This window comes from Pseudomonas sp. UBA7500, assembly GCF_002478435.1.
GTDB classification, from domain to species: Bacteria; Pseudomonadota; Gammaproteobacteria; order Pseudomonadales; family Pseudomonadaceae; genus Aquipseudomonas; species Aquipseudomonas palmensis.
In genome coordinates this window covers 108,835-130,312 of record NZ_DLNW01000051.1, presented here as the reverse complement: position 1 = coordinate 130,312, position 21,478 = coordinate 108,835, and the positions used below count along the sequence as shown (strand labels likewise).

General features: G+C 64.6%; 17 protein-coding genes. 14 read left to right on the top strand and 3 right to left on the bottom strand.

Annotated features, from left to right (window positions below):
* The 8 genes from B4I46_RS22595 to B4I46_RS22560 all read left to right on the top strand — a co-directional run.
* Nucleotides 1–338 (top strand): DUF4115 domain-containing protein (locus B4I46_RS22595; RefSeq protein ID WP_286901984.1); only part of this gene is annotated, 338 nt, incomplete at its 5' end.
* A gap of 3 nt (nt 339–341) precedes the next feature.
* Nucleotides 342–1,451, top strand: a complete 1,110-nt coding sequence (gene ispG, locus B4I46_RS22590) for a flavodoxin-dependent (E)-4-hydroxy-3-methylbut-2-enyl-diphosphate synthase (RefSeq protein ID WP_043862521.1) — start codon at nt 342–344, stop codon at nt 1,449–1,451.
* A gap of 28 nt (nt 1,452–1,479) precedes the next feature.
* Nucleotides 1,480–2,769 carry a histidine--tRNA ligase gene (gene hisS / locus B4I46_RS22585; protein WP_054916601.1) on the top strand — a complete coding sequence of 430 codons (1,290 nt, stop codon included), beginning with the start codon at nt 1,480–1,482 and terminating at the stop codon, nt 2,767–2,769.
* 39 nt (nt 2,770–2,808) lie between these two features.
* Entirely contained in the window at nt 2,809–3,450 is a 642-nt protein-coding gene (locus B4I46_RS22580) for a YfgM family protein (RefSeq protein ID WP_043862519.1), read from the top strand.
* The gene (bamB, locus tag B4I46_RS22575) at nt 3,443–4,594 is read left to right on the top strand and encodes an outer membrane protein assembly factor BamB (RefSeq protein ID WP_043862518.1); all 1,152 of its coding nucleotides are present in this window, start codon (nt 3,443–3,445) and stop codon (nt 4,592–4,594) included. The genes B4I46_RS22580 and bamB overlap by 8 nt, the downstream gene beginning before the upstream one ends.
* 117 nt (nt 4,595–4,711) lie before the next feature.
* Nucleotides 4,712–6,175, top strand: a complete 1,464-nt coding sequence (der, locus tag B4I46_RS22570; RefSeq protein WP_043862517.1) for a ribosome biogenesis GTPase Der — start codon at nt 4,712–4,714, stop codon at nt 6,173–6,175.
* Between the two features lie 145 nt (nt 6,176–6,320).
* Nucleotides 6,321–7,469 (top strand): pyridoxal phosphate-dependent aminotransferase, encoded by a 1,149-nt coding sequence (locus B4I46_RS22565; protein ID WP_286901977.1) that lies wholly within the window; start codon nt 6,321–6,323, stop codon nt 7,467–7,469.
* Complete coding sequence (locus B4I46_RS22560; RefSeq protein WP_043862515.1) at nt 7,457–8,248, top strand: amidohydrolase; 792 nt, start codon at nt 7,457–7,459, stop codon at nt 8,246–8,248. The genes B4I46_RS22565 and B4I46_RS22560 overlap by 13 nt, the downstream gene beginning before the upstream one ends.
* A gap of 78 nt (nt 8,249–8,326) precedes the next feature.
* On the opposite strand, the gene B4I46_RS22555 is transcribed toward B4I46_RS22560, so the two are convergent.
* A complete protein-coding gene (locus B4I46_RS22555) occupies nt 8,327–10,876 on the bottom strand; it encodes a sulfite reductase flavoprotein subunit alpha (protein WP_286901974.1) in 2,550 nt (849 codons plus the stop codon).
* Between the two features lie 106 nt (nt 10,877–10,982).
* Nucleotides 10,983–13,274, bottom strand: coding sequence for a TonB-dependent receptor (locus B4I46_RS22550; protein ID WP_058541413.1), 2,292 nt, complete (start codon nt 13,272–13,274; stop codon nt 10,983–10,985).
* A 217-nt stretch (nt 13,275–13,491) separates the two neighbouring features.
* Between B4I46_RS22550 and B4I46_RS22545 the strand changes: the two genes are divergently transcribed.
* The 3 genes from B4I46_RS22545 to B4I46_RS22535 all read left to right on the top strand — a co-directional run bounded on the left by B4I46_RS22545 (nt 13,492) and on the right by B4I46_RS22535 (nt 15,549).
* Nucleotides 13,492–14,172, top strand: coding sequence for a Fe2+-dependent dioxygenase (locus tag B4I46_RS22545; protein ID WP_043862512.1), 681 nt, complete (start codon nt 13,492–13,494; stop codon nt 14,170–14,172).
* Between the two features lie 3 nt (nt 14,173–14,175).
* Entirely contained in the window at nt 14,176–14,958 is a 783-nt protein-coding gene (locus B4I46_RS22540; protein WP_054916404.1) for a tetratricopeptide repeat protein, read from the top strand.
* 111 nt (nt 14,959–15,069) lie between these two features.
* On the top strand, nt 15,070–15,549 hold the full coding sequence (locus tag B4I46_RS22535; protein ID WP_043862510.1) for a hypothetical protein: 480 nt from the start codon (nt 15,070–15,072) through the stop codon (nt 15,547–15,549).
* A gap of 66 nt (nt 15,550–15,615) precedes the next feature.
* Here the strand turns inward: B4I46_RS22535 and B4I46_RS22530 are convergent, their stop codons facing one another.
* Nucleotides 15,616–16,779: a type III PLP-dependent enzyme gene (locus tag B4I46_RS22530; protein ID WP_043862509.1), complete on the bottom strand. Its 1,164-nt coding sequence runs from the start codon at nt 16,777–16,779 to the stop codon at nt 15,616–15,618.
* A 620-nt stretch (nt 16,780–17,399) separates the two neighbouring features.
* Between B4I46_RS22530 and B4I46_RS22525 the strand changes: the two genes are divergently transcribed.
* The 3 genes from B4I46_RS22525 (at nt 17,400) to B4I46_RS22515 (ending at nt 21,414) form a co-directional block, all read left to right on the top strand.
* Nucleotides 17,400–17,888, top strand: coding sequence for an RNA polymerase sigma factor (locus tag B4I46_RS22525; RefSeq protein ID WP_043862508.1), 489 nt, complete (start codon nt 17,400–17,402; stop codon nt 17,886–17,888).
* A gap of 17 nt (nt 17,889–17,905) precedes the next feature.
* On the top strand, nt 17,906–18,880 hold the full coding sequence (locus B4I46_RS22520; protein WP_054916402.1) for a FecR family protein: 975 nt from the start codon (nt 17,906–17,908) through the stop codon (nt 18,878–18,880).
* A 107-nt stretch (nt 18,881–18,987) separates the two neighbouring features.
* The gene (locus B4I46_RS22515; protein WP_043862506.1) at nt 18,988–21,414 is read left to right on the top strand and encodes a TonB-dependent siderophore receptor; all 2,427 of its coding nucleotides are present in this window, start codon (nt 18,988–18,990) and stop codon (nt 21,412–21,414) included.
* Nucleotides 21,415–21,478: the final 64 nt, after the last annotated feature.

Below are 21,478 nucleotides of genomic sequence, written 5' to 3'. Positions count from 1 at the left end.
CGCCGGCCCCTGCGGCCAGCGCCCCGGCTGTGGCTGCCGCCCCTGCGCCTGCAAACCCCGCCACCCCCGCTGCGCCAGCGGCTGCACCGGCTGCCGGCAGCGCCTCGCTGCACATGCAGTTCGTTGCCGATTGCTGGACTTCGGTCACAGACGGCAACGGCAAGGTGCTGGTCAATGCCACCAAGCGCAAGGGCGAGACGCTCGAGCTCACCGGCAAGCCGCCGTTCGCGGTACGCCTGGGCTTTGCCCGTGGCGCACAGATCAGTTTCAACGGCCAGCCCGTCGACGTGGCGCCGTTCACCAGTGGCGAGACTGCTCGCCTGAAGTTGGGACAATAAGTCATGCACGGCGAATCTCCGATCAAACGTCGCGAATCGCGCAAAATCTGGGTAGGTAATGTGCCTGTCGGCGGCGATGCACCCATCGCCGTCCAGAGCATGACCAACACCGACACCAACGACGTCGATGCCACCGTCGCACAGATCACCCGCCTGGTGGATGCCGGCGTCGACATCGTGCGCGTCTCGGTACCGGACATGGACGCGGCCGAAGCCTTCGGCCGCATCAAGCAGCGGGTCAGCGTGCCGCTGGTGGCCGATATCCACTTCGACTACCGCATCGCCTTGCGCGTGGCCGAGCTGGGTGTGGACTGCCTGCGCATCAACCCCGGCAACATCGGCCGTGAAGACCGCGTGCGTGCGGTGGTGGATGCCGCGCGTGATCGCGGCATCCCTATCCGTATCGGCGTCAACGCCGGCTCCCTGGAAAAGGACCTGCAGAAGAAGTACGGCGAGCCCACCCCGGCGGCGCTGGTCGAGTCGGCCATGCGTCATGTGGAGCACCTCGATCGCCTCGACTTCCAGGACTTCAAGGTCAGCGTGAAGGCCTCCGACGTGTTCATGGCCGTCGAGGCCTATCGCCTGCTGGCCAAGCAGATCGTGCAGCCGCTGCACCTGGGCATCACCGAAGCCGGCGGCCTGCGCTCGGGCACGGTGAAATCGGCCGTGGGCCTCGGTATGCTGCTTGCCGAAGGGATTGGCGATACTATCCGCATCTCGCTTGCCGCCGACCCGGTCGAGGAAGTGAAGGTCGGCTACGACATCCTCAAGTCGCTGCACCTGCGTTCGCGTGGCATCAACTTCATCGCCTGCCCGAGCTGCTCGCGGCAGAACTTCGATGTGGTCAAGACCATGAACGAGCTAGAAGGGCGCCTCGAAGACCTGCTGGTACCGCTGGACGTGGCGGTGATCGGCTGTGTGGTCAACGGCCCCGGCGAAGCCAAGGAAGCCCACGTGGGGCTCACCGGCGGCACGCCGAACCTGATCTACATCGATGGCAAGCCGGCGCAGAAGCTGACCAATGACAACCTGGTGGATGAGCTGGAAAAACTCATCCGCCAGAAAGCGGCCGAGAAGGCCGAGGCCGACGCGGCAGTGATTGCCCGCGGTTGACCGACACCGATTTCGTTAAGGATTTACCGTGAGCAAATCGCTGCAAGCCATTCGTGGCATGAACGACATCCTGCCCGAGCAGACCCCGCTGTGGCGCTATTTCGAGAGCACCGTGGCCGGCCTGCTGGACACCTACGGCTATCGCCAGATCCGCACCCCGATCGTCGAGCCGACCGAGCTGTTCAAGCGTTCCATCGGTGAAGTGACCGACATCGTCGAAAAAGAGATGTACACCTTCGCCGACCGCAACGGCGACTCCCTGACCCTGCGCCCCGAAGGCACCGCCGCCTGTGTGCGCGCCGTGCTCGAACACGGCATCAGCGGTGGTGGCCAGGTGCAGAAGCTCTGGTACATCGGCCAGATGTTCCGCCACGAGCGCCCGCAGAAGGGCCGCTATCGCCAGTTCCACCAGATCGGCCTGGAGGTGTTCAACCTCGATGGCCCGGACATCGACGCCGAGCTGATCGTGCTCACCTGGCGCCTGTGGGGCCTGCTGGGCATCCGCGATGCGGTCAAGCTCGAACTCAACAGCCTGGGTACCAGCGAAGCCCGCGGCCGTTACCGTGACGCGCTGGTCGAGTTCCTCTCGGCGCGCCTGGAGCAACTGGACGAAGACAGCCAACGTCGCCTCAAGACCAACCCGCTGCGCATCCTCGACAGCAAGGACGCCAACACCCAGGCGGCGCTGGTGGGTGCACCGAAGCTCGAAGACTACCTGGACGAAGAATCGCGCGTGCACTTCGAGGGCCTCAAGGCTCGTCTGGACGCCGCCGGCATTCCGTTCGTGATCAACACCAAGCTGGTGCGCGGCCTGGACTACTACAGCAAGACCGTGTTCGAGTGGGTCACCGACAAGCTCGGTTCCCAGGGCACCGTATGTGCCGGTGGCCGCTACGACGGCCTGGTCGAGCAGATGGGCGGCAAGCCGACCCCGGGCGTGGGTTTTGCCATGGGCATCGAGCGTCTGCTGCTGCTGATCGAGACCCTGGGCCAGGTGCCCGAGTCGATTTCGCGTCAGATCGACGTCTACCTGTGCGCCTTTGGCGAACAGGCCGAACTCGCCGGGCTGGCCCTGAGCGAGCGTCTGCGTGACCGCCTGCCGGGCTTGCGCCTGCAGGTCAATGCCGGTGGCGGCAGCTTCAAGAGCCAGTTCAAGAAGGCCGACAAGAGCAACGCTCTGTATGCCTTGATCCTGGGGGACGACGAACTGGCGCAACAAGTGGTAGGTTTCAAACCCCTGCGTGGTCAGGGCGAACAACAAAACATTGCCTGGGATGCTCTGGCCGAGCACCTGGAAGCTTCCCTCGCGCAGGCGTGAAGCGGGTCAACAGCCGATTTGGTGAAAAGGAGTATTGGGGTGTCGAGTAGCGATGATGAACAACTGGCCGCATTCAAGGATTGGTGGCAGCGCAACGGCAAACCACTGCTGACCGGTGGCCTGTTGGCGCTGGTGGTAGTGTTGGGCTGGCAGACCTGGCAGAAGTACCAGGGCAACCAGTCCCAAGGTGCTTCGAACCTATATCAGGCCCTGCTTGAAACCACCCTGACGCCGACCGGCCAGCCGGACATGGCCCAGGTCGCGGACCTGTCGGGCAAGCTCAAGAGCGAGTTCGGCGGCACGGCCTACGCGCAGTACGCCAGCCTGTTCGTGGCCAAGGTCGCGGTCGAGAGCGGCAAGCTCGACGACGCCGCCAGCGAACTGAAAAGCGTGCTCGACAAGCCGGCCGACGCCACCCTGGGCGAAATTGCCCGTCAGCGCCTGGCCCGTGTACTGGCCGCGCAGAACAAGGTCGATGACGCCCTGAAGCTGCTCGATGGCGATGCCGACAAGGCCTTCCTGGCCAGCCGTGAAGAACTCAAGGGCGACCTGCTGGTACAGCTGGGTCGCGCCGATGATGCTCACGCCGCGTATCAGAAGGCCAAGGCCGCGCTGTCGGATGACGCCGCGATCGGTGGCCTGCAACTCAAGCTCGACGACCTTGCCAAAGGGGATGCGTGACGTGATCGGTTGGAAACATGCAGCAGTGCTGGCCGTGGCCCTTCTGGCCGTTGGTTGCAGCAGCAACAGCAAAAAGGAACTGCCGCCGGCCGAGCTGACCAAGTTCACCGAAGAGGTGGTACTGAAGAAGCAGTGGAGCCGTTCGATCGGTGACGGCCAGGGCGAGAGCTTCAACATGCTCGTCCCGGCCATCGAGAACGACCGCATCTACGCCGCCGATGTGACCGGCGTGGTGATGGCGCTGGACCGCATGAACGGCGACGTGATCTGGAAGAAAGACCTCGACCTGCCGGTATCCGGTGCGGTGGGTGTCGGCTACGGCCTGGTCATGCTCGGCACCCTCAAGGGTGAAGTGATCGCCATGGATGCCAGCACCGGCGAAGAAAAGTGGCGTGCGCGGGTCACCAGTGAAGTACTGGCGCCCCCGGCGACCAACGGTGACGTGGTGGTGGTGCAGACCCAGGACGATCGCGTGATCGCCCTGGATGCCAGCACCGGCGACCGCCGCTGGATCTACGAAAGCACCCCGGCTGTACTGACCCTGCGCGGTACCGGTGCGCCGATCGTGACCAACCGCCTGGCCGTGGCCGGCCTCTCGACCGGCAAGGTCGTGGCGCTGGACACCCAGAACGGCGTGCCGGTCTGGGAGCAACGCGTTGCCGTTCCGCAAGGGCGTTCCGAGCTGGACCGCGTGGTGGATATCGACGGCGGCCTGCTGCTGTCGGGCGGTGTGCTGTACGTGGCCAGCTACCAGGGGCGCGTCGCCGGCCTCGAGCTGGAAAGCGGTCGCGTGCTGTGGCAGCGCGATGCCTCCAGCTACGCCGGTGTGGCCCAGGGCTTTGGCAACGTCTACGTGAGCCTGGCGTCCGGTACGGTCGAAGGCATCGACGAGCGTTCTTCGTCGGCGCTGTGGAGCAACGACTCGCTGGCCCGTCGCCAGCTGTCGGCACCGGAAGTGTTCTCCAGCTACGTGGCCGTGGGTGACCTGGAAGGTTACCTGCACCTGCTGAGCCAGGTGGACGGCCGCTTCGTGGGTCGCGAGCGCATCGACAGCGATGGCCTGCGTGCACGCCCGCTGGTGGTAGGTGACATGATTTATGTGTTTGGCAACAGCGGCAAACTCGAGGCGCTGACCATTCGCTGAGTCTATGCTTGAGGCCTGCGGGCCTCGGGCTGCGGCGCCTTCGGGGCGCCGCCCGAACTCCGGCCGCTGCACTGCAGCGGCCTTTGTATTTTTTGAATTCAAGCAGTGGAGAGCCGCATGGTTCCCGTAATCGCCCTGGTGGGCCGACCGAACGTCGGCAAATCTACAATGTTCAACCGCCTGACCAGGACCCGCGATGCCATCGTTGGCGACCTGTCTGGCCTGACCCGTGACCGTCAATATGGCGAGGCGCGCTGGCAAGGGCGCTCCTACATCCTGGTCGACACCGGTGGTATCTCCGGTGACGAACATGGCATGGACGAAAAAATGGCCGAGCAGTCGCTGCTGGCCATCGAAGAAGCCGATGTGGTGCTGTTCCTGGTCGATGCCCGTGCCGGTCTGACCGCTGCCGACCAGATGATTTCCGAGCACCTGCGCAAGCGCAACAAGCGCTCGTTCCTGGTGGCCAACAAGATCGACAACATCGACCCGAACACCGCCATTGCCGAGTTCGCCCCCCTGGGCATGGGCAACGCCATCGGCGTGGCCGGCGCCCAGGGCCGTGGCGTGAACAACCTGCTCGAAGCTGTGCTCAGCGACTTCCCGCGGGACAAGGAAGAAGAAGAGATCGACATGAACGTCGCCGAGGGCGAGGAAGCCGTGCGCATTCCTGGCCCCAGCGAGAAGGATGGCATCAAGATCGCCATCATCGGTCGCCCCAACGTCGGCAAGTCGACCCTGGTCAACCGCATGCTCGGTGAAGACCGTGTGATCGTGTACGACCAGCCCGGCACTACCCGCGACAGCATCTACATTCCCTTCGAGCGCAATGACGAGAAGTACACGCTGATCGACACCGCCGGTGTGCGCAAGCGCGGCAAGATCCACGAGGAAGTCGAAAAGTTCTCGGTGGTCAAGACCCTGCAGGCGATCAAGGACGCCAACGTGGTGATCTTCGTCATGGATGCCCGCGAAGGCGTGGTGGACCACGACCTGAACCTGCTGGGCTTCGCCCTGGAAGCCGGTCGAGCCATCGTGATCGCGCTCAACAAGTGGGACGGCATGCAGCCGGGCGAGCGTGACTACGTGAAGACCGAGCTGGAACGCCGGCTGTTCTTCGTCGACTTTGCCGACATTCACTTCATTTCGGCACTGCACGGCACTGGCGTGGGCAACCTGTACCAGTCGGTGCAGAACTCGTTCAAGTCGGCGGTCACCCGCTGGCCGACCAGCCGCCTGACCCAGATCCTCGAAGACGCGGTCAGCGAGCACCAGCCGCCGATGGTCAACAGCCGTCGCATCAAGCTGCGCTATGCCCACCTGGGGGGTGCCAACCCGCCGATCATCGTGATCCACGGCAACCAGGTGGAGAAGGTGCCCAAGTCCTACTCGCGCTACCTGGAAAACACCTACCGCCGTGTGCTCAAGCTGGTCGGTACGCCGATTCGCATCGAGTACAAGGGTGGCGAGAACCCGTACGAAGGCAACAAGAACACCCTGACCGACCGCCAGGTCAACAAGAAGCGCCGCCTGATGTCGCACCACAAGAAGTCGGCCAAGAAGCGCAAGGACAAGCGCTGATGGTGCGGGAGCCGGCCTTGCCGGCGAAATGGGCAGCGCGGATCAACTGAACCGCGCTTACCCTTTCGCCAGCAACGCTGGCTCCTACAACCTGGCGGTCCAATCCGCTATGCTCGGAGCCTGACCGCGCAGGAAAGAGGGCTCCATGATCAGCAGCAAGTTGCCGAACGTCGGCACCACCATCTTTACCACCATGTCCCAGCTCGCCGTGCAAACCGGCGCCCTGAACCTGTCCCAGGGCTTTCCCGATTTCAACGGCCCGCAAGCGCTGCTGGACGCGGTAGGGCGGCACATCGGTGCCGGCCACAACCAGTATTCCCCCATGACCGGCCTGCCGGCCCTGCGTCAGCAGGTAGCGGCCAAGGTCGCTCGCCAGTATGGCGTGACGGTCGATGCCGACCACGAGGTGACCATCACCCCCGGCGCCACGGCCGCGATCTTCTGCGCCATCCACGCGGTGATCCGCCCCGGCGACGAAGTCATCGTCTTCGACCCCTGCTACGACAGCTACGAACCCGCCGTGGAACTGGCCGGTGGCCGTTGCGTGCACGTGCAACTGGGCGCCGACAGCTTTGCCATCGACTGGCAGAAACTCAGCGATGCGCTGAGCCCGCGTACCCGCATGATCGTCATCAACTCGCCGCACAACCCCAGCGGCGCGCTGATTACCCGTGCCGAGCTGGACCAGCTGGCGGCGCTGATCGCCGACCGTGACATCTATGTGCTCAGCGACGAGGTGTACGAGCACCTGGTGTACGACGGCGCGCGCCACGCCAGCGTGCTGGCCCACGAGGCCCTGTACCCGCGGGCCTTCGTGGTCAGTTCGTTCGGCAAGACCTACCACGTGACCGGCTGGAAGACCGGCTATGTGATCGCGCCGCCAGCCCTGAGTGCCGAGTTGCGCAAGGTGCATCAGTACGTCAACTTCTGCGGCGTGACGCCGCTGCAGTGGGCGCTGGCCGATTTCATGGCCGAGCACCCGGAACATGTCGAAGAGCTGCCGGCGTTCTACCAGGCCAAGCGCGACCTGTTCTGTGGCCTGCTGCAAGGCTCTCGCTTTGAGTTCAAGCCGGTGGCCGGTACGTATTTCCAGCTGGTGGACTATTCGGCGATTCGCCCGGACCTCGACGACGTGCAGATGTCGGTATGGCTGACCCGCGAACACGGCGTGGCGACCATTCCGGTGTCGGTGTTCTACCAGCAACCCATTCCCGAGCAGCGCCTGGTGCGCCTGTGTTTCGCCAAACGCGAGGAGACGCTGCGTCAGGCAGCGGAAAAACTATGCGCGATCTGAGTACATTGCCCAACCTGACCGTGGCGCTGGTGCAGACCAGCCTGGCCTGGCAGGACCGCATGGCCAACTACGAGCATTTCGAGGTGCTGCTGGAGCAGGCCCGCGGCGCGGACCTGATCATCCTGCCGGAGATGTTCACCACCGGTTTTTCGATGGACTCCGAAAGCCTGGCCGAGCCGGAAAACGGCCCCACCTACAAATGGCTCAAGAGCCAGGCCAGGAAGCTCGATGCCGTGGTGACCGGCAGCGTGATCATCCAGGCCGAGGACGGCAGCCACCGCAACCGCCTGCTGTGGGCACGCCCGGACGGCGAGATCCTGTTCTACGACAAGCGCCACCTGTTCCGAATGGCCGGCGAGCACAAGCATTACACCCCCGGCGAGCGCCAGGTGCAGTTCGAGCTCAAGGGGTGGCGGGTGCGCCCGCTGATCTGCTACGACCTGCGCTTCCCGGTGTGGAGCCGCGATGCACAGGACACCGACCTGCTGCTGTACACCGCCAACTGGCCGGCGGCGCGGCGCCTGCACTGGAACCGCCTGCTGCCGGCACGGGGCATCGAGAACCTGTGCTATGTGGCGGCAGTGAACCGCGTGGGCACCGATGGCAAGGGCTTTGGTTACAGCGGCGACAGCCAGGTGCTGGACTTCCAGGGCGAGAGCCTGCTCAGTGCCGGCGAGGCAGACGGCGTGTTCACCGTGGTGCTGAGTGCGGCGGACCTTGCCGCATACCGCACGCGGTTCCCGGCCAACCTGGATGCCGACACCTTCGACCTGCACTGACCCCTTCGCCGGCAAGGCCGGCGCCTACGGGCATCCACCAGCCCCGTAGGCGCCGGCCTTGCCGGCGAAGAGTGACGCTCAATACACATCCCGCCGGTACCGCCCCAGCTCGATCAACTGCTCAAGCTCTTCAGCCCCCAGCACCTCGGCCAGCACCGCATCCACACCCGCCGCCATGCCTTCAAGGCTGCCACAGATATAGATCGACGCTCCCTCCGCCAGCCATCGGCGCAGCTCATCAGCCTGTTCGCGCAGCCGATCCTGCACATACACCTTCTGCGCCTGGTCCCGCGAGAACGCCAGGTCCAGCCGCGCCAGTTCACCACTTGCCAGCCAGCCCTGCAGTTCTTCCTCGCACAGGAAGTCATGCGCCCGGTTACGCTCGCCAAACAGCAGCCAGTTGCGTTGCTCGCCGTCCACGATTCGCGCCCTCAGCAGGCTGCGCAACCCGGCCAGCCCGGTACCGTTGCCGATCAGGATCATCGGTACCGGAGCCGTCGGCAGATGGAAACCGCTGTTGCGGCGCAACCGCACGCTCACGCTCGCGCCCAGCGCCAGGTGTTCGGTCAACCAGCCCGAGCCCAGGCCCAGCGTGCCGTCCGGATGACGCTCCTGGCGCACGATCAGCTCCAGCACACCGTCACTGGCAATCGAGGCGATGGAGTATTCGCGCGCTGCCACCGGGATCAACGCATCCACCAGCGCCTGCGCGTGCAGGCCGATCAGGTGGCCGCGGCTGGCCGGCAACAGCCGCCCGCCCAGTGCATGGTCCAGGCGCTCCTCCAGGCCGTCCACACGCACAAGCGTGTGAGGCTCAAGGCCAAGCCCGTCGAGCAACGCCTTGACCGTCGAACCGGCATTGCGCGGCAGTACATCGACCAGGTCCCCGGCATCCCAGCGCTCTGGCTGCGACGGTTGCAGACCGAGCAGGTACACCGGTGCGCCCTGGCTGCCGGGGTTGAGCAGCTCGCGTCGGGTCAAGGTCCAGGCGCTGAACTGCGGCGGCTGCCAGGCAGACAGCGGCGCTGCGCCGGTCAATGCCGCCAATTGCTGCTGCCATTGCTGCAAGGCAGCAGGATCTGCACTGTCGACTTCCACGGCAGAGAAACTGGCGGTGGCACCGCGAGCCTCCAGCCAGTGCTGCAAGCTGCGCGCAAACCCGCAGAAATGCGGGTACTGGCGGTCTCCCAGTGCGAGCAGGGCGTAGTTCAGGTTACCCAGCGTCCACGGCTGGCCAAGCACCTTGCGCTCGAAGCCGCGGGCGCTGTCCGGCGCCTCGCCGTCGCCAAAGGTGCTGACCACGAACAGCGCGCGTTGCGCCTGCTGCAGATCGGTTTCGGTCAGCGTCGCCAGGGGCTGCACGCGCACCGCCAGGCCCGCCGCCTGCAGTTGCCCGGCGCTCTGCCAGGCCAGTTGTTCGGCGAAGCCGCTCTGGCTGGCAAACCCCACCAGCCATCCGTTGCCTGTGTCGCCGGCCGGGTTCAGGCCCTTGCGCGCCTCGCGTACCTGGCGCTTCTTGCGCCTGCGGTCCAGGTACAGCAGCCAGCCGGTGATGAAGAACAGCGGCATGCTCAGGCTGGCGAGGGTCACCAGGATGCGCCCGGTGAGCCCGAAGTAGCTGCCCACATGCAGGGCATACACGCTGGCCAGCAACTGCGCCTTGAACGACTTGTCGGTGTAGCGATCGTGCTGGCGTACCACGCCGGTGGCCGGCTCCACGCTCAGGGTGTTGAGCGCGCGCTCGTGCTCGGCGTTGTCGAGCAGGTAGAACAGGGTGGCGGGCTGGCCGCCGGCCGGTGGCAGGCGCAGGTTGTAGGTGCGAAGGCCCGGGCCGGCCGCTGCCTGCAGGCTGGTCCAGATGGCGTCGTAGTCCACCACCAGCGGCGCCGCATCCTTGCCGGGTGCGGGCGGGCGGCCACGGCCTTCGCCGCGCTTGCGCTGTTCGCCAGCGGCCGGTGCATCGCCCAGCAACCGGTTCAGCCCCTCGCGGTACCACTCGTAGGACCAGAACAACCCGGTCAGGGCAAACAGCAGGTAGAACAGCAGGCACCAGGTACCGGCCACCGCGTGCAGGTCCCAGTTGAAGGCACGACCTTTCTTCGCCCAGTCCAGGGTCAGCCAGGTTCGCCAGTTCAGCGCCTGGCGCGGCCAGCGCAGGTACAGCCCCGACAGGCAGAAGAAGATCAGCATCAGGGTACAGGCGCCGGTGATCTGCCGGCCGGTGTCGCCCATGGCGAGGAAGCGGTGCAACTGCAGCATCAGATCGAAGAATCCCTGGCCACTGACCGGGGGCTGCAGCTTGCCGGTGTAGGGGTCGGCATAGCGCAGGGTGCCGCGGCGCTCGCCCGGCGGTGGGGTGAAGAAGATGCGCGCAGCTTCGTCGCTGCGCACGTTCACCCACAGCATCGACACCTTGTCGCCCTGTTCGGCCTCGACGCGGCGCACCAGTTCGGCCGGCGGCAGCACGCCTTCGTCGCGCACCTGCACCTTGAGCACCTGTGGGTTGAACAGGCGCAGCAATTCGTCCTGGAACGACCAGGTTGCCCCGGTCACTCCCATCAGCGCCAGCACCAGCCCGGCGGTGATGCCGAAGAACCAGTGCAGTTGAAACAGGCTTTTCTTCACCACATCGACCACCTTGTGTTGCGGGTTGCGTGAATGCGCCGCGCATTATGCCTTGATACACAAAGGCCCCGATCACCGAAGTGAACGGGGCCGGGCCTGCCAGCTGCCGTCAGAAGTGGAAGCTGGTGGTCAGCAGCGCCGTGCGACCGGCCGCCTGGTTGGCGTAGTGCGCCGCGTAGGCCTTGTCGTAGTAGACCTCGTTGGTGAGGTTCTGCACGTTCAGCTGCAGGTCGACGTTCTTGGTCAGCTTGTAGCTGGCCATGGCGTCGTAGCGCCAGTACGAATCGACCATCACGCTGTTGGTCACGTTGCCGAACACGTCGTCGACGTAGAAGGCACCACCGCCGAGGGTGAGTTTTGGCGTGACGTTGTAGGTGGTCCACAGGGTCAGGCTGTTGTTCGGCGTGTTGGGCATCTGGTTGCCGTCGTTGTAGCCGTCCACCAGCACACCGCCGACCGACTGCGCGCCACCGTCGACCAGCTTGGCGTCCATGTAGGTGTAGCCGGCGAACACCTGCCAGTCATTGGTCAGCTTGCCGGTGGCGGTCAGCTCCAGGCCATCGACGCGGCTCTTGCCGGCGTTCTGGTAGGTGTTGGCATCGACCAGTACGCGGGCGTTTTCCTTCTCGGTGCGGAAGATCGCGGCGGTCAGGTTCAGACGCTGATCGAGCAGGTCCCACTTGGTGCCGATTTCGTAGTTGGTGGTCTCTTCGGCCTTCAGGTCGCTGGTGGTGGTCGGCGTCAGCAGCGGGTTGCCGTCGCTGCCTTCACCCAGCGAAGCGCCGGCCGGGGTGGCCGAGGTCGCATACGAGATGTACACGCTGCCGTTGTCGGTCGGCTTCCAGGTCAGGCCCAACTGGCCGGTCACGAACTCGCTGGTGTCTTCGGTCTTGAAGCTGGTCGCACCACCCGCCACCTTGGTCTTGGCCTTGGTGTCGAAGTGGTCGTAGCGCAGGCCCATGGTCAGCAGCCAGGCCGGGTTCAGCTCCAGGGTATCGGTCAGGTAGATGGCGCGGGTGCTGCTGGTGGTGTCGGCGCCGGCATCGGTACGGGTCACGTCGCCGCCCCAGGCCTCGTTCGGGTTGGGATTGGGGAACGAGGTGCACACACCCGGGATCTGGCCGGTGGCCGAAGAGCAGTTGCCGGAACGGAAGCCGGTGATGTCGTAGCCTTCCTTGGTGGAGGCCTCGCGGCTCAGCTCGATACCGGTGGAGAAGGTGTTCTTGAACCCGCCGATGTACACCTCGCCGAACAGGTCGGTCTGGTTGGTGGTGGTGCGGGTGTTGGCCACGCGGTTGTTCGGGCGGCGCCAGACTTCACCGTTGAGGATGTTGCCCTTGCTGTCGTCGGGCTGGCTGTAGATGAAGTCTTGCAGGGTGTTGCCGTGGCGCAGGGTGTTCTTGAGGGTCAGCGCATCGTTCAGGTCGTGCTCGACGGCGATGGTCGCGATATCGGCACGGGTCTTGTAGAAGTCGCGATCGACCAGGCCGTAGTAGTTGCTGCTGCGGCCGCCATCGTCAGGCTTGTCCGGGTTGGCCGAGGTGCGCCCGGCGGTGCTGCCCGAGCGCAGGCCGTAGGGGATGCCCGAATCCGGCAGGTCGTCGCTCTCCACGTGGTAGTAGTCCAGGCTCACGCGGGTCGGGGTACCCAGGCCGAATACCAGGGACGGGGCCACGCCCCAGCGGTCGTAGTTGACCTCGTCGCGACCGGCCACGTTGCTTTCGTGGCTCATCAGGTTCAGGCGAAACGCTGCGGTGTCGAGGAACTGGTAGTTGCCATCGAAGGTGTAGCGCTTGGTCTGGTCCGAGCCCCAGGTGAAGGCACCGTCGGTGCTGTTGCCCAGGTGGGCCTTCTTGGTCACCAGGTTGATGGTGCCACCGGCTGCACCGCGCCCGCCGATGGTCGAGTTGGGGCCCTTGGCCACTTCAACCGATTCGATGGCGAAGATCTCGCGGGTCTGCGAGCCCACGTCACGCACGCCGTCCAGGTACATCGAGCCTTGCGAGTCGAAGCCGCGAATGAACGGGCGATCGCCCGACGGGTTGCCGCCTTCGCCGGCGCCCATGGTGATGCCAGGCACGGTACGCAGGGCATCCTGCAGGGTCAGGGCGTTGGTGTCCTTGATGACCTGTTGCGGCACCACGGTCACGCTGCGCGGGATGTCCACCAGCGGCGCCGTGTACTTCTGCGATGAGGACTTCTCGACCTTGTAGTCGGTGCTGGCGGTATCGGCCTGGCCATTGATGCTGGTGGCATCCAGCGCGATCGAGCCGCTTGTGGCCGGGGCTGCGTCGGCCGCATAGGCCAGGTGGCCGGCGGACGTGGCGCTCAACGCGACCCCGATGGCAGAAGCAAGCAGGCGTGGTGAACTGACAGCGGTAGGCACGTAATGGCGCGACATCGGAAGGTCCCCAAGGTGTGAAGGCGCCGAAATATAATGTAAACAAATATGAGTAACAATTGAGATCAATTGCTATTCGTACTGAATTTACATTCTTTACACCTTTGTGTGGCGGTTTATGCCTGCTGAAACGTCCCGCCCCTCGCAAGGGGCTTGTACTGGTTCAATAAGAATCAATACCATTGACGCCCTTTAGCCGACCCCTGGTGCCTGCGCCATGCTTTTACACATTCCCGGCCTGTTCACCCGCGAAGAAGTGCAGCGTATTCGCCAGGCGCTGGAGCAGGCCGATTGGGCCGACGGCAAGATCACCGCGGGCTACCAGTCGGCCAAGGCCAAGCACAACCTGCAGCTGCCCGAGGCGCACCCGCTGGCCAAGGAAATCGGCAGCGCGATGATCGAGCGCCTGTGGAGCAACCCGCGCTTCATGTCGGCGGCGCTGCCGTTCAAGGTGTTCCCACCGTTGGTCAACTGCTACCGCGAAGGGGGCAGCTTCGGCTTTCACATCGACAACGCCATCCGCCAGCCGCGTGGCAGCCATGAGCGGGTACGTACCGACCTGTCGTCGACACTGTTCTTCAGCGACCCCGACGAATACGACGGTGGCGAGCTGGAGATCCAGGACACCTATGGCCTGCAGCAGGTCAAGCTGGCGGCAGGCGACATGGTGCTGTACCCCGGCACCAGCCTGCACAAGGTCAACCCGGTAACCCGCGGGGCGCGCTATGCGGCGTTTTTCTGGACCCAGAGCATGGTGCGCGAGGACAGCCAGCGGGCCTTGCTGTTCGAGATGGACAACGCCATCCAGCAGCTCACGGTGGATGTGCCCGACCACCCGTCGCTGATTCAGCTCACCGGCACCTACCACAACCTGCTGCGCCGCTGGGCAGAGGTCTGAGCCGTGACCTTCAGCCTGCGTCGCGAAGAACAGGTCGATATCGACCAGTTGCATCAACTCATCGAACACAGTCCGGGCAAAGCGGCCCAGGCCCTGCTGGCGGCTGCCGCGCAGAACGTTGTCGAGGCCCAGTTGCTGCTGGGGCAGATCCTGCTCGACGGGCGTGGCATCGAGCAGGACCCGGCACTGGCGCGGACCTGGTTCGGCATTGCCGCCCGCCAGGGCAGTGCGATGGGGCACAACATGCTCGGGCGCTGCCTGGAGCATGGGTGGGGAGGGCAGGCCGACCTGGCGGCGGCGGCCGGTCACTACCGTGCGGCCGCTGCCGCAGGGCTGGACTGGGGCCAGTACAACCTGGCCAACCTGCTGGCCACGGGGCGGGGTGTGGGCCAGGACCATGCTGCGGCCCTGCACCTGTATCAGCAGGCCGCCCACGCCGGCCACGCCAAGTCGATGAACCTGCTGGGACGTTACCTGGAGCAGGGGCTGGCCTGCGCGGCCGACCGGCACGCCGCCATGCACTGGTATCGTCTTTCTGCCGAGGCCGGCGATTTTCGCGGGCAGTTCAGCCATGCGGCGATCCTCGCCGAGCAAGGCCACATGGAGCAGTCGCTGGTGTGGCTGCAAAAGGCCCTGGAGCAGGGTAACGGCAACTTCCTGCGTGCTGCAGTGGCCAGCCTGGAGCAGGCCGAGCAGCCGCAGATCCAGGCGATGGCGGGGGCCTATCGGCAGCGTCTGGAGCAGGTGTCGCGGCAGGCCACGGAAAGCCTTCACTCTCGGGTTTAGCCTGCCGCCTTTCTATGCTCGATCACTCCCATGCTTCTCAAGGAAGATCGACCATGAACAGCAACCACCGTCTTGCCAGTCACCCGGGCCTTGCCTGCGCAGGGGGTCGCCATGAGTGACACCTGGAATTTCTCATTCATCGCCAGCCTCTACTCGGTGACGCCGGGCCACAAGGGCCGTATCGGTATCAGCCTGGTCGAAGGCGGCATCGACAACGATGGCTGGTTGCAGGTGATGACCGACACCCGGCTCATCAAGCCGGTCAATTTTCGTTTCGACTACGTCTCCCACACCGACCGGCGCATTACCTACAACATCTCCAGCTCTTCGGATACCGGGTTCTATCGGGGCGCGGCGGTGGGCAAGAACTTCAATCACTATGTGGGCCTGTTCCCGGGGGGTACCAGCGAGCCCTGGCTGGTCAAGCCCTTGGGGGAGTGGGGCGACCATGACGTGCTGCGACTGAAGCTCTATGACACCTACGAGTGCAGCATCGGCAACTACCGTCACTCCGACGGCATGGATTACCTGAATGTGATCAGCGGGGAGAACCTCGAGTTCGAGGCACATGTACTGCGCGTGCTGAGCTGACCGCGCGGGCCCATGAAAAAAGGCGACGGTAGCAACCGTCGCCTTTCGTGTGCAGCTGACCCGTGGTTACAGGTAGTACGCCTTCAGCGGCGGGAAGCCGTTGAACTCCACCGCGCTGTAGCTGGTGGTGTAGGCGCCGGTCGACAGCCAGTACAGGCGGTCACCGATGGCCAGGTTCAGCGGCAGGCCGTACTTGTAGTGTTCGTACATGATGTCGGCGCTGTCGCAGGTCGGGCCGGCGATCACCACCTCTTCCATCTCGCCTTTCTTTTCGGTCCAGATCGGGAACTTGATCGACTCGTCCATGGTTTCGATCAGGCCGGAGAACTTGCCCACGTCGGTGTATACCCAGCGCTCCACGGCGGTACGCGACTTGCGCGCCACCAGCACCACTTCGCTGACCAGGATGCCGGCGTTGGCGATCAGCGAGCGGCCAGGCTCCAGGATGATTTCCGGCAGGTCGTCGCCGAAGTCTTCCTTGAGAAAGCGAATGATCTCTTCGGCGTAGGTTTCCAGGCTGTTGGTACGGGTGATGTAGTTGGCCGGAAAGCCGCCACCCATGTTGATCAGCTTGAGCACGATGCCGTCTTCTTCCTTCAGGCGCTCGAAGATCACCTTGACCTTGGCGATGGCCGCATCCCACACGCTGATGTCGCGCTGCTGCGAACCCACGTGGAAGGAGATGCCGTAAGGCACCAGGCCCAGGTCGCGGGCCAGGATCAGCAGGTCCATGGCCATGTCGGTCTGGCAGCCGAACTTGCGCGACAGCGGCCAGTCGGCGGTGGTGGAGCCTTCGGTGAGGATGCGTACATACACTTTCGAGCCCGGTGCGGCCTTGGCGATATTGCGCAGGTCGGCTTCGGAGTCGGTGGCGTACAGGCGCACGCCCTTCTCGTAGAAGTAGCGGATGTCCTTGGATTTCTTGATGGTGTTGCCGTAGCTGATGCGCTCCGGGCCGATGCCGCGGGCCATCACCTTGTCCAGCTCGTAGATCGAGGCGATGTCGAAGTTCGAGCCCTTGTCCTTGAGCAGGTCGATGATTTCGACCGCAGGGTTGGCCTTGACCGCGTAGTACACCTTGGCGAATTCGAAACCGGCGCGCAGGTCGTCATAGGCCTTGCTGATCATGGCCGTGTCGATGAGCACGAACGGGGTTTCTTGCTTGTCGGCGAACGCCTTCATTTTGTTGAAGGTATCGCGTGCGAAGTAGTCTTCGACCTGGATCGACATGCTGGGGGACTCCATGGGCAAACTGAATGAATAAGTGGCTGCAACTGAGCGCCCTCCGTATCCCCACTTTGGTTCGCCTACTTCCCAAGGCATGTCGCCGAAAGCAAAAAGGTCAACCGGGTCGCAGAAGCTGCGCAGCGGGTGACCTTGCTGTCTCGTCGTCAGTACTTGAGCCGGATGGATCGTTTCCAGCATGGACGCTCGGCGCGAACTTTAGGACCTGAAGGATTCAAGATCAACAAAAAATCTCGCGTTTTTTCGCTACGCTGACGCACGTTGCAGACACCCCTCGTTTTAACCGACCCGGATGACAGGCAGATGTTCCCGAAGTTTTGCGAAGCGTTAAAAATACCCGCACGTTCGCAGCTTTTGCAGGCCAACTCAGCTAAAACAACGATGGCGTCAACTTCGGCGACGATGGCCCCAAAAGGTTGGGCAAGCGCACGCAAACAGCTTGAACGGGCAGGGCACGGGCACCGTTCGCAGCGGGGCGTGTGTGCATATTTTTAGCCGCTCGCATGGGCGCTGTTGCAGGGCAATCGCTCGGCGGTGATTGCCGGGTTTAATAAGAAACATTACTATTCGCAACCTCCCTCCCGCCTAGCGACGACCCCCGCACCGTGTCTCGACACAAAGGCTTCCTCGACCACTACCATGAGCTGATCGGCACCTGGACACGCAAGCTGCGCAGTCGTCAGCAGGCCGAGGACCTCGCGCACGATGCCTTTGTGCGGGTGCTGGAAAACCCCGCCCTGCCAGTCGAGCAGCCGCGCGCCTATCTGCACCAGACGGCACGCAACATTGCCGTGGACGGCTACCGGCGCGAAGACCGGCGCCAGGCCCTGGAGCAGGAAGGGCTGGACCTGTCGCCCACCCCGGGCGATGACCCCGAGGCCTATGTGCATGCACTGGAGCTGGCCGACAGCGTGGAGCGCGCCCTGGCCGAGCTGCCGCTCAACTGCCGCAAGGTGTTCATCTGGCAGAAGCTCGAAGGCTTGACCCAGGCCGAGATCGCCGAGCGCATGGGCTTGACCAAGAACATGGTCGAAAAGTATATGATCCGCACGCTCCGGCATCTGCGTGAGCACCTGGATGTGTCAACGAGATGAGTCAGGCAAATGTTTTCATGAATCAGGGCACATGCCCCTGCGGCGATGACGCCGTGCGCGACCAGGCCGCCGAATGGTTCGCCCGTGGCCGCGATGCGCCCCTGACGCCCCAGCAGCAGGCGCAACTGCATGCCTGGCTGGCGCAGCACCCCCAGCATAAATATGAGTACGACCTGCTCGGGCGCCTGTGGGGCGCGGCCGACCTGCTGCCGCGCGAGCGCCTGCAGGCCTTGTGTGCGCCCGACCCGGTACGCCAGCTGCCGCGTCGACGCCTGTTGCGCCAGGCCCTGGCAGCCAGTGTGGTGGCGGTCGCGGCAGGGCTTGGCTGGTTCGGCTGGCAGCAGCACCAGCTCAATTACCAGGGCCAGATGCAGACCGGCCTGGGCGAGCGTCGCCAGCTCGACCTGCCCGATGGCTCGCGCCTGGAGCTCAACGGCCGCACGCGGGTGCAGGTGAGTTTCAGTGCCGGGCAGCGGGACATTCGCCTGGAGCAGGGCGAGGTGATGTTCAGCGTTGCCCATGATACGGCCCGCCCCTTCGTGGTCAGCACCGGCCATGGCAAGGTCACGGTCACCGGTACGCGCTTCGATGTGCGCCGCGACAGCGAGCAGACCCGCGTGGCGGTCGAGCAGGGTTCGGTGCGCGTGCAGGGCGACGGCCAGGGGCAGGCGCTGCTGAGCGCCGGCCTCGGTTCGCACATCGATGCCCATGGCGCGGTGGCAGCGCCCTATACGGTGGACGCCGCCGCGTTGACCGCCTGGCGCGGCGGCAAACTGGTGTTCAACGATGTGCCGCTGGGCGAGGTGGTGCGCGAGGTGTCGCGCTACCGCGAACACCCGCTGCGCGTGGCTCCCGGCAAAACGGCGGCGCTGCGCCTCAGCAGCAGCTTCAGCACCGATGACACCGACGCCCTGCTGCGCGCCTTGCCCAGCATCCTGCCGGTGGCCATCAAGGCCCATGCCGATGGCTCGCAAGAAATAATCGCAAAATAGATTCAGGTTTTTTTCCCGTTGTTCGTCTTCCTGCCCAACTGCAACTGCCAAGCATTTTCATTCGCAGGCGGTGGCCGATTTTCTGACCCTCAGGACTTCTCGACGACGTGAACAACAACAAGGTTTCCAAACGCTGGCTGCCGCTGGCACTGGCATTGGCCGTCAGCGGCGGCATCGCCAACAGCTACGCCGATTCGGCACCCACCAGCATCCAGATCCAGGCCCAGCCGCTGGCCGCGGCGCTGGGCCAGCTGGGCCGGCAGACATCGCTGCAACTGTTCTTCAGCCCCGACCTGGTGGCCGGCAAGCAGGCCCCGGCGGTGTCCGGCAACCTGGCCCCCGAACAGGCGCTGCAGGCCCTGCTGCAGGGCAGCGGGCTGACCTACGAGATTTCCCAGGGCACCGTGGTGCTGCACGCGGCGCAGCCAGTGAGCACGGCGCCCGGCACCCTGGAGCTGGCGCCTACCGACATCAGCATGGTCGGCGACTGGCTGGGCGACGCCCAGGAAAGCGTGGTGCAGAACCACCCCGGTGCGCGCACCGTGGTACGCCGTGAAGCCATGGTCGAGCAGGGCGCGCTGAGCGTGCGCGACGTGCTGCGCGGGGTGCCGGGTGTGCAGGTGCAGGACTCCAACGGCACCGGCGGCAGCGACATCGCGCTGAACGTAGGCGTGCGCGGGCTTACCTCGCGCCTGTCGCCGCGTTCCACGGTGCTGATCGACGGCATTCCCGCCGCATTTGCCCCGTATGGGCAGCCGCAGTTGTCGATGGCGCCGATTTCCTCGGGCAACCTGGACAGCATCGACGTGGTGCGCGGCGCAGGCTCGGTGCGCTATGGGCCGCAGAACGTCGGCGGGGTGATCAACTTCGTCACCCGAGCCATCCCCGAGAAGGCCACCGGCGAGCTGGGCACCACGATCCAGACCTCGCGTCATGGCGGCTGGAAGCACATCGAGTCGGCCTTCCTTGGCGGCACCGCCGACAATGGCCTGGGTGCGGCGTTGCTGTACTCCGGGGTCAAGGGCAATGGCTACCGCAGCAGCAACAACAGCAACGACATCGACGACGTGCTGTTCAAGACCCACTGGGCGCTGACCGACCGTGACGAGCTGTCGCTGAACTTCCATTACTACGATGGCAAGGCCGACATGCCCGGCGGCCTGACCCAGGCCCAGTTCGACAAGAACCCCTACCAGTCCGACCGCGACCACGACAACTTCACCGGTCGGCGCAAGGATGTCTCGCTCAAGTACCTGCGCCAGATCGACGACGTGACCCAGTTCGAGGTGCAGACCTACTACACCGACAGCTTCCGTGGCAGCAGCATTGCCGCGCGCGACCAGCAGACGCTGTCGTCGTACCCGCGCAGCTACCACACCTTTGCCGTCGAGCCGCGCCTGTCGCGGGTGTTCGTCACCGGCCCGGCCACCCAGGAGGTCAGCGTCGGTTATCGCTACCTCAAGGAAGCCATGCACGAGCAGGCCACGCGCCTGGCGCTGATCGACAACGTGCCCACCGTGACCCCGGAATCCGACGGCCACGTGTACCAGGACCGTACAGGCGGCACCGAGGCCAGCGCCTATTACATCGACAACAAGATCGACGTGGGCAACTGGACCATCACCCCGGGCGTGCGTTTCGAGCACATCAACACCGACTGGAACGATCGCCCGGTCATGGGCCTGGGCAACAAGCCGGTGGTTGCCAAGAGCCGCAGCGTGACCAGCAACGAACCGCTGCCGGCATTGAGCGTGATGTATCACCTGTCCGATGCGTGGAAGCTGTTCGCCAACTACGAGACCTCGTTCGGCAGCCTGCAGTACTTCCAGCTGGGCCAGGGCGGGCAGGGCGACCAGACCGCCAACGGCCTGCAGGCCGAGAAGGCCAAGACCTACGAGATCGGCACGCGCTATGACAACGGCAACTGGGGCGGCGAGCTGACCGCGTTCTACATCGACTTCGATGACGAGCTGCAGTACATCAGCAACGACGTGGGCTGGACCAACCTGGGCGCGACCAAGCACCAGGGCATCGAGGCCTCGATGCACTACGACCTGGCAGGGCTGGACCCGCGTCTGCAGGGCTTGAGTGCGAACGCCGGCTTCACCTACACCCGCGCCACCTATGAAGGGGCGATCCCGGGCTTCGAAGGGCGCGACCTGCCGTTCTACTCACGCCAGATCGCCAATGCCGGGCTGCGTTACCAGGTGGACCGCTGGACCTGGAATGTGGACGCCTATGCGCAATCCAAACAGCGTGCTCCGGGTACCGGCATGACCAGCAAAGGTGCCTTCACCGGCGACTACATCACCGAACCGACGGCTGATGGGCAGTATGGCGACATTCCGGGGTATGTGACCTGGAGTGCGCGGGGCGGGTATGACTTTGGTGCCCAGCTGTCGAACCTGAAGCTGGCGGCGGGGGTGAAGAACATCTTCGACAAGCAGTTCTTCACCCGTTCCAGCGACAACAATTCGGGGATCTACCTGGGCGAGCCGCGCACGTTCTATGTGCAGGCCAGTGTAGGGTTCTGACAACGCCTTCGCTACGCCGATCGCACAGGCCATGGCCTGCCGGACCGGCGTTGTCAGCCTTGTC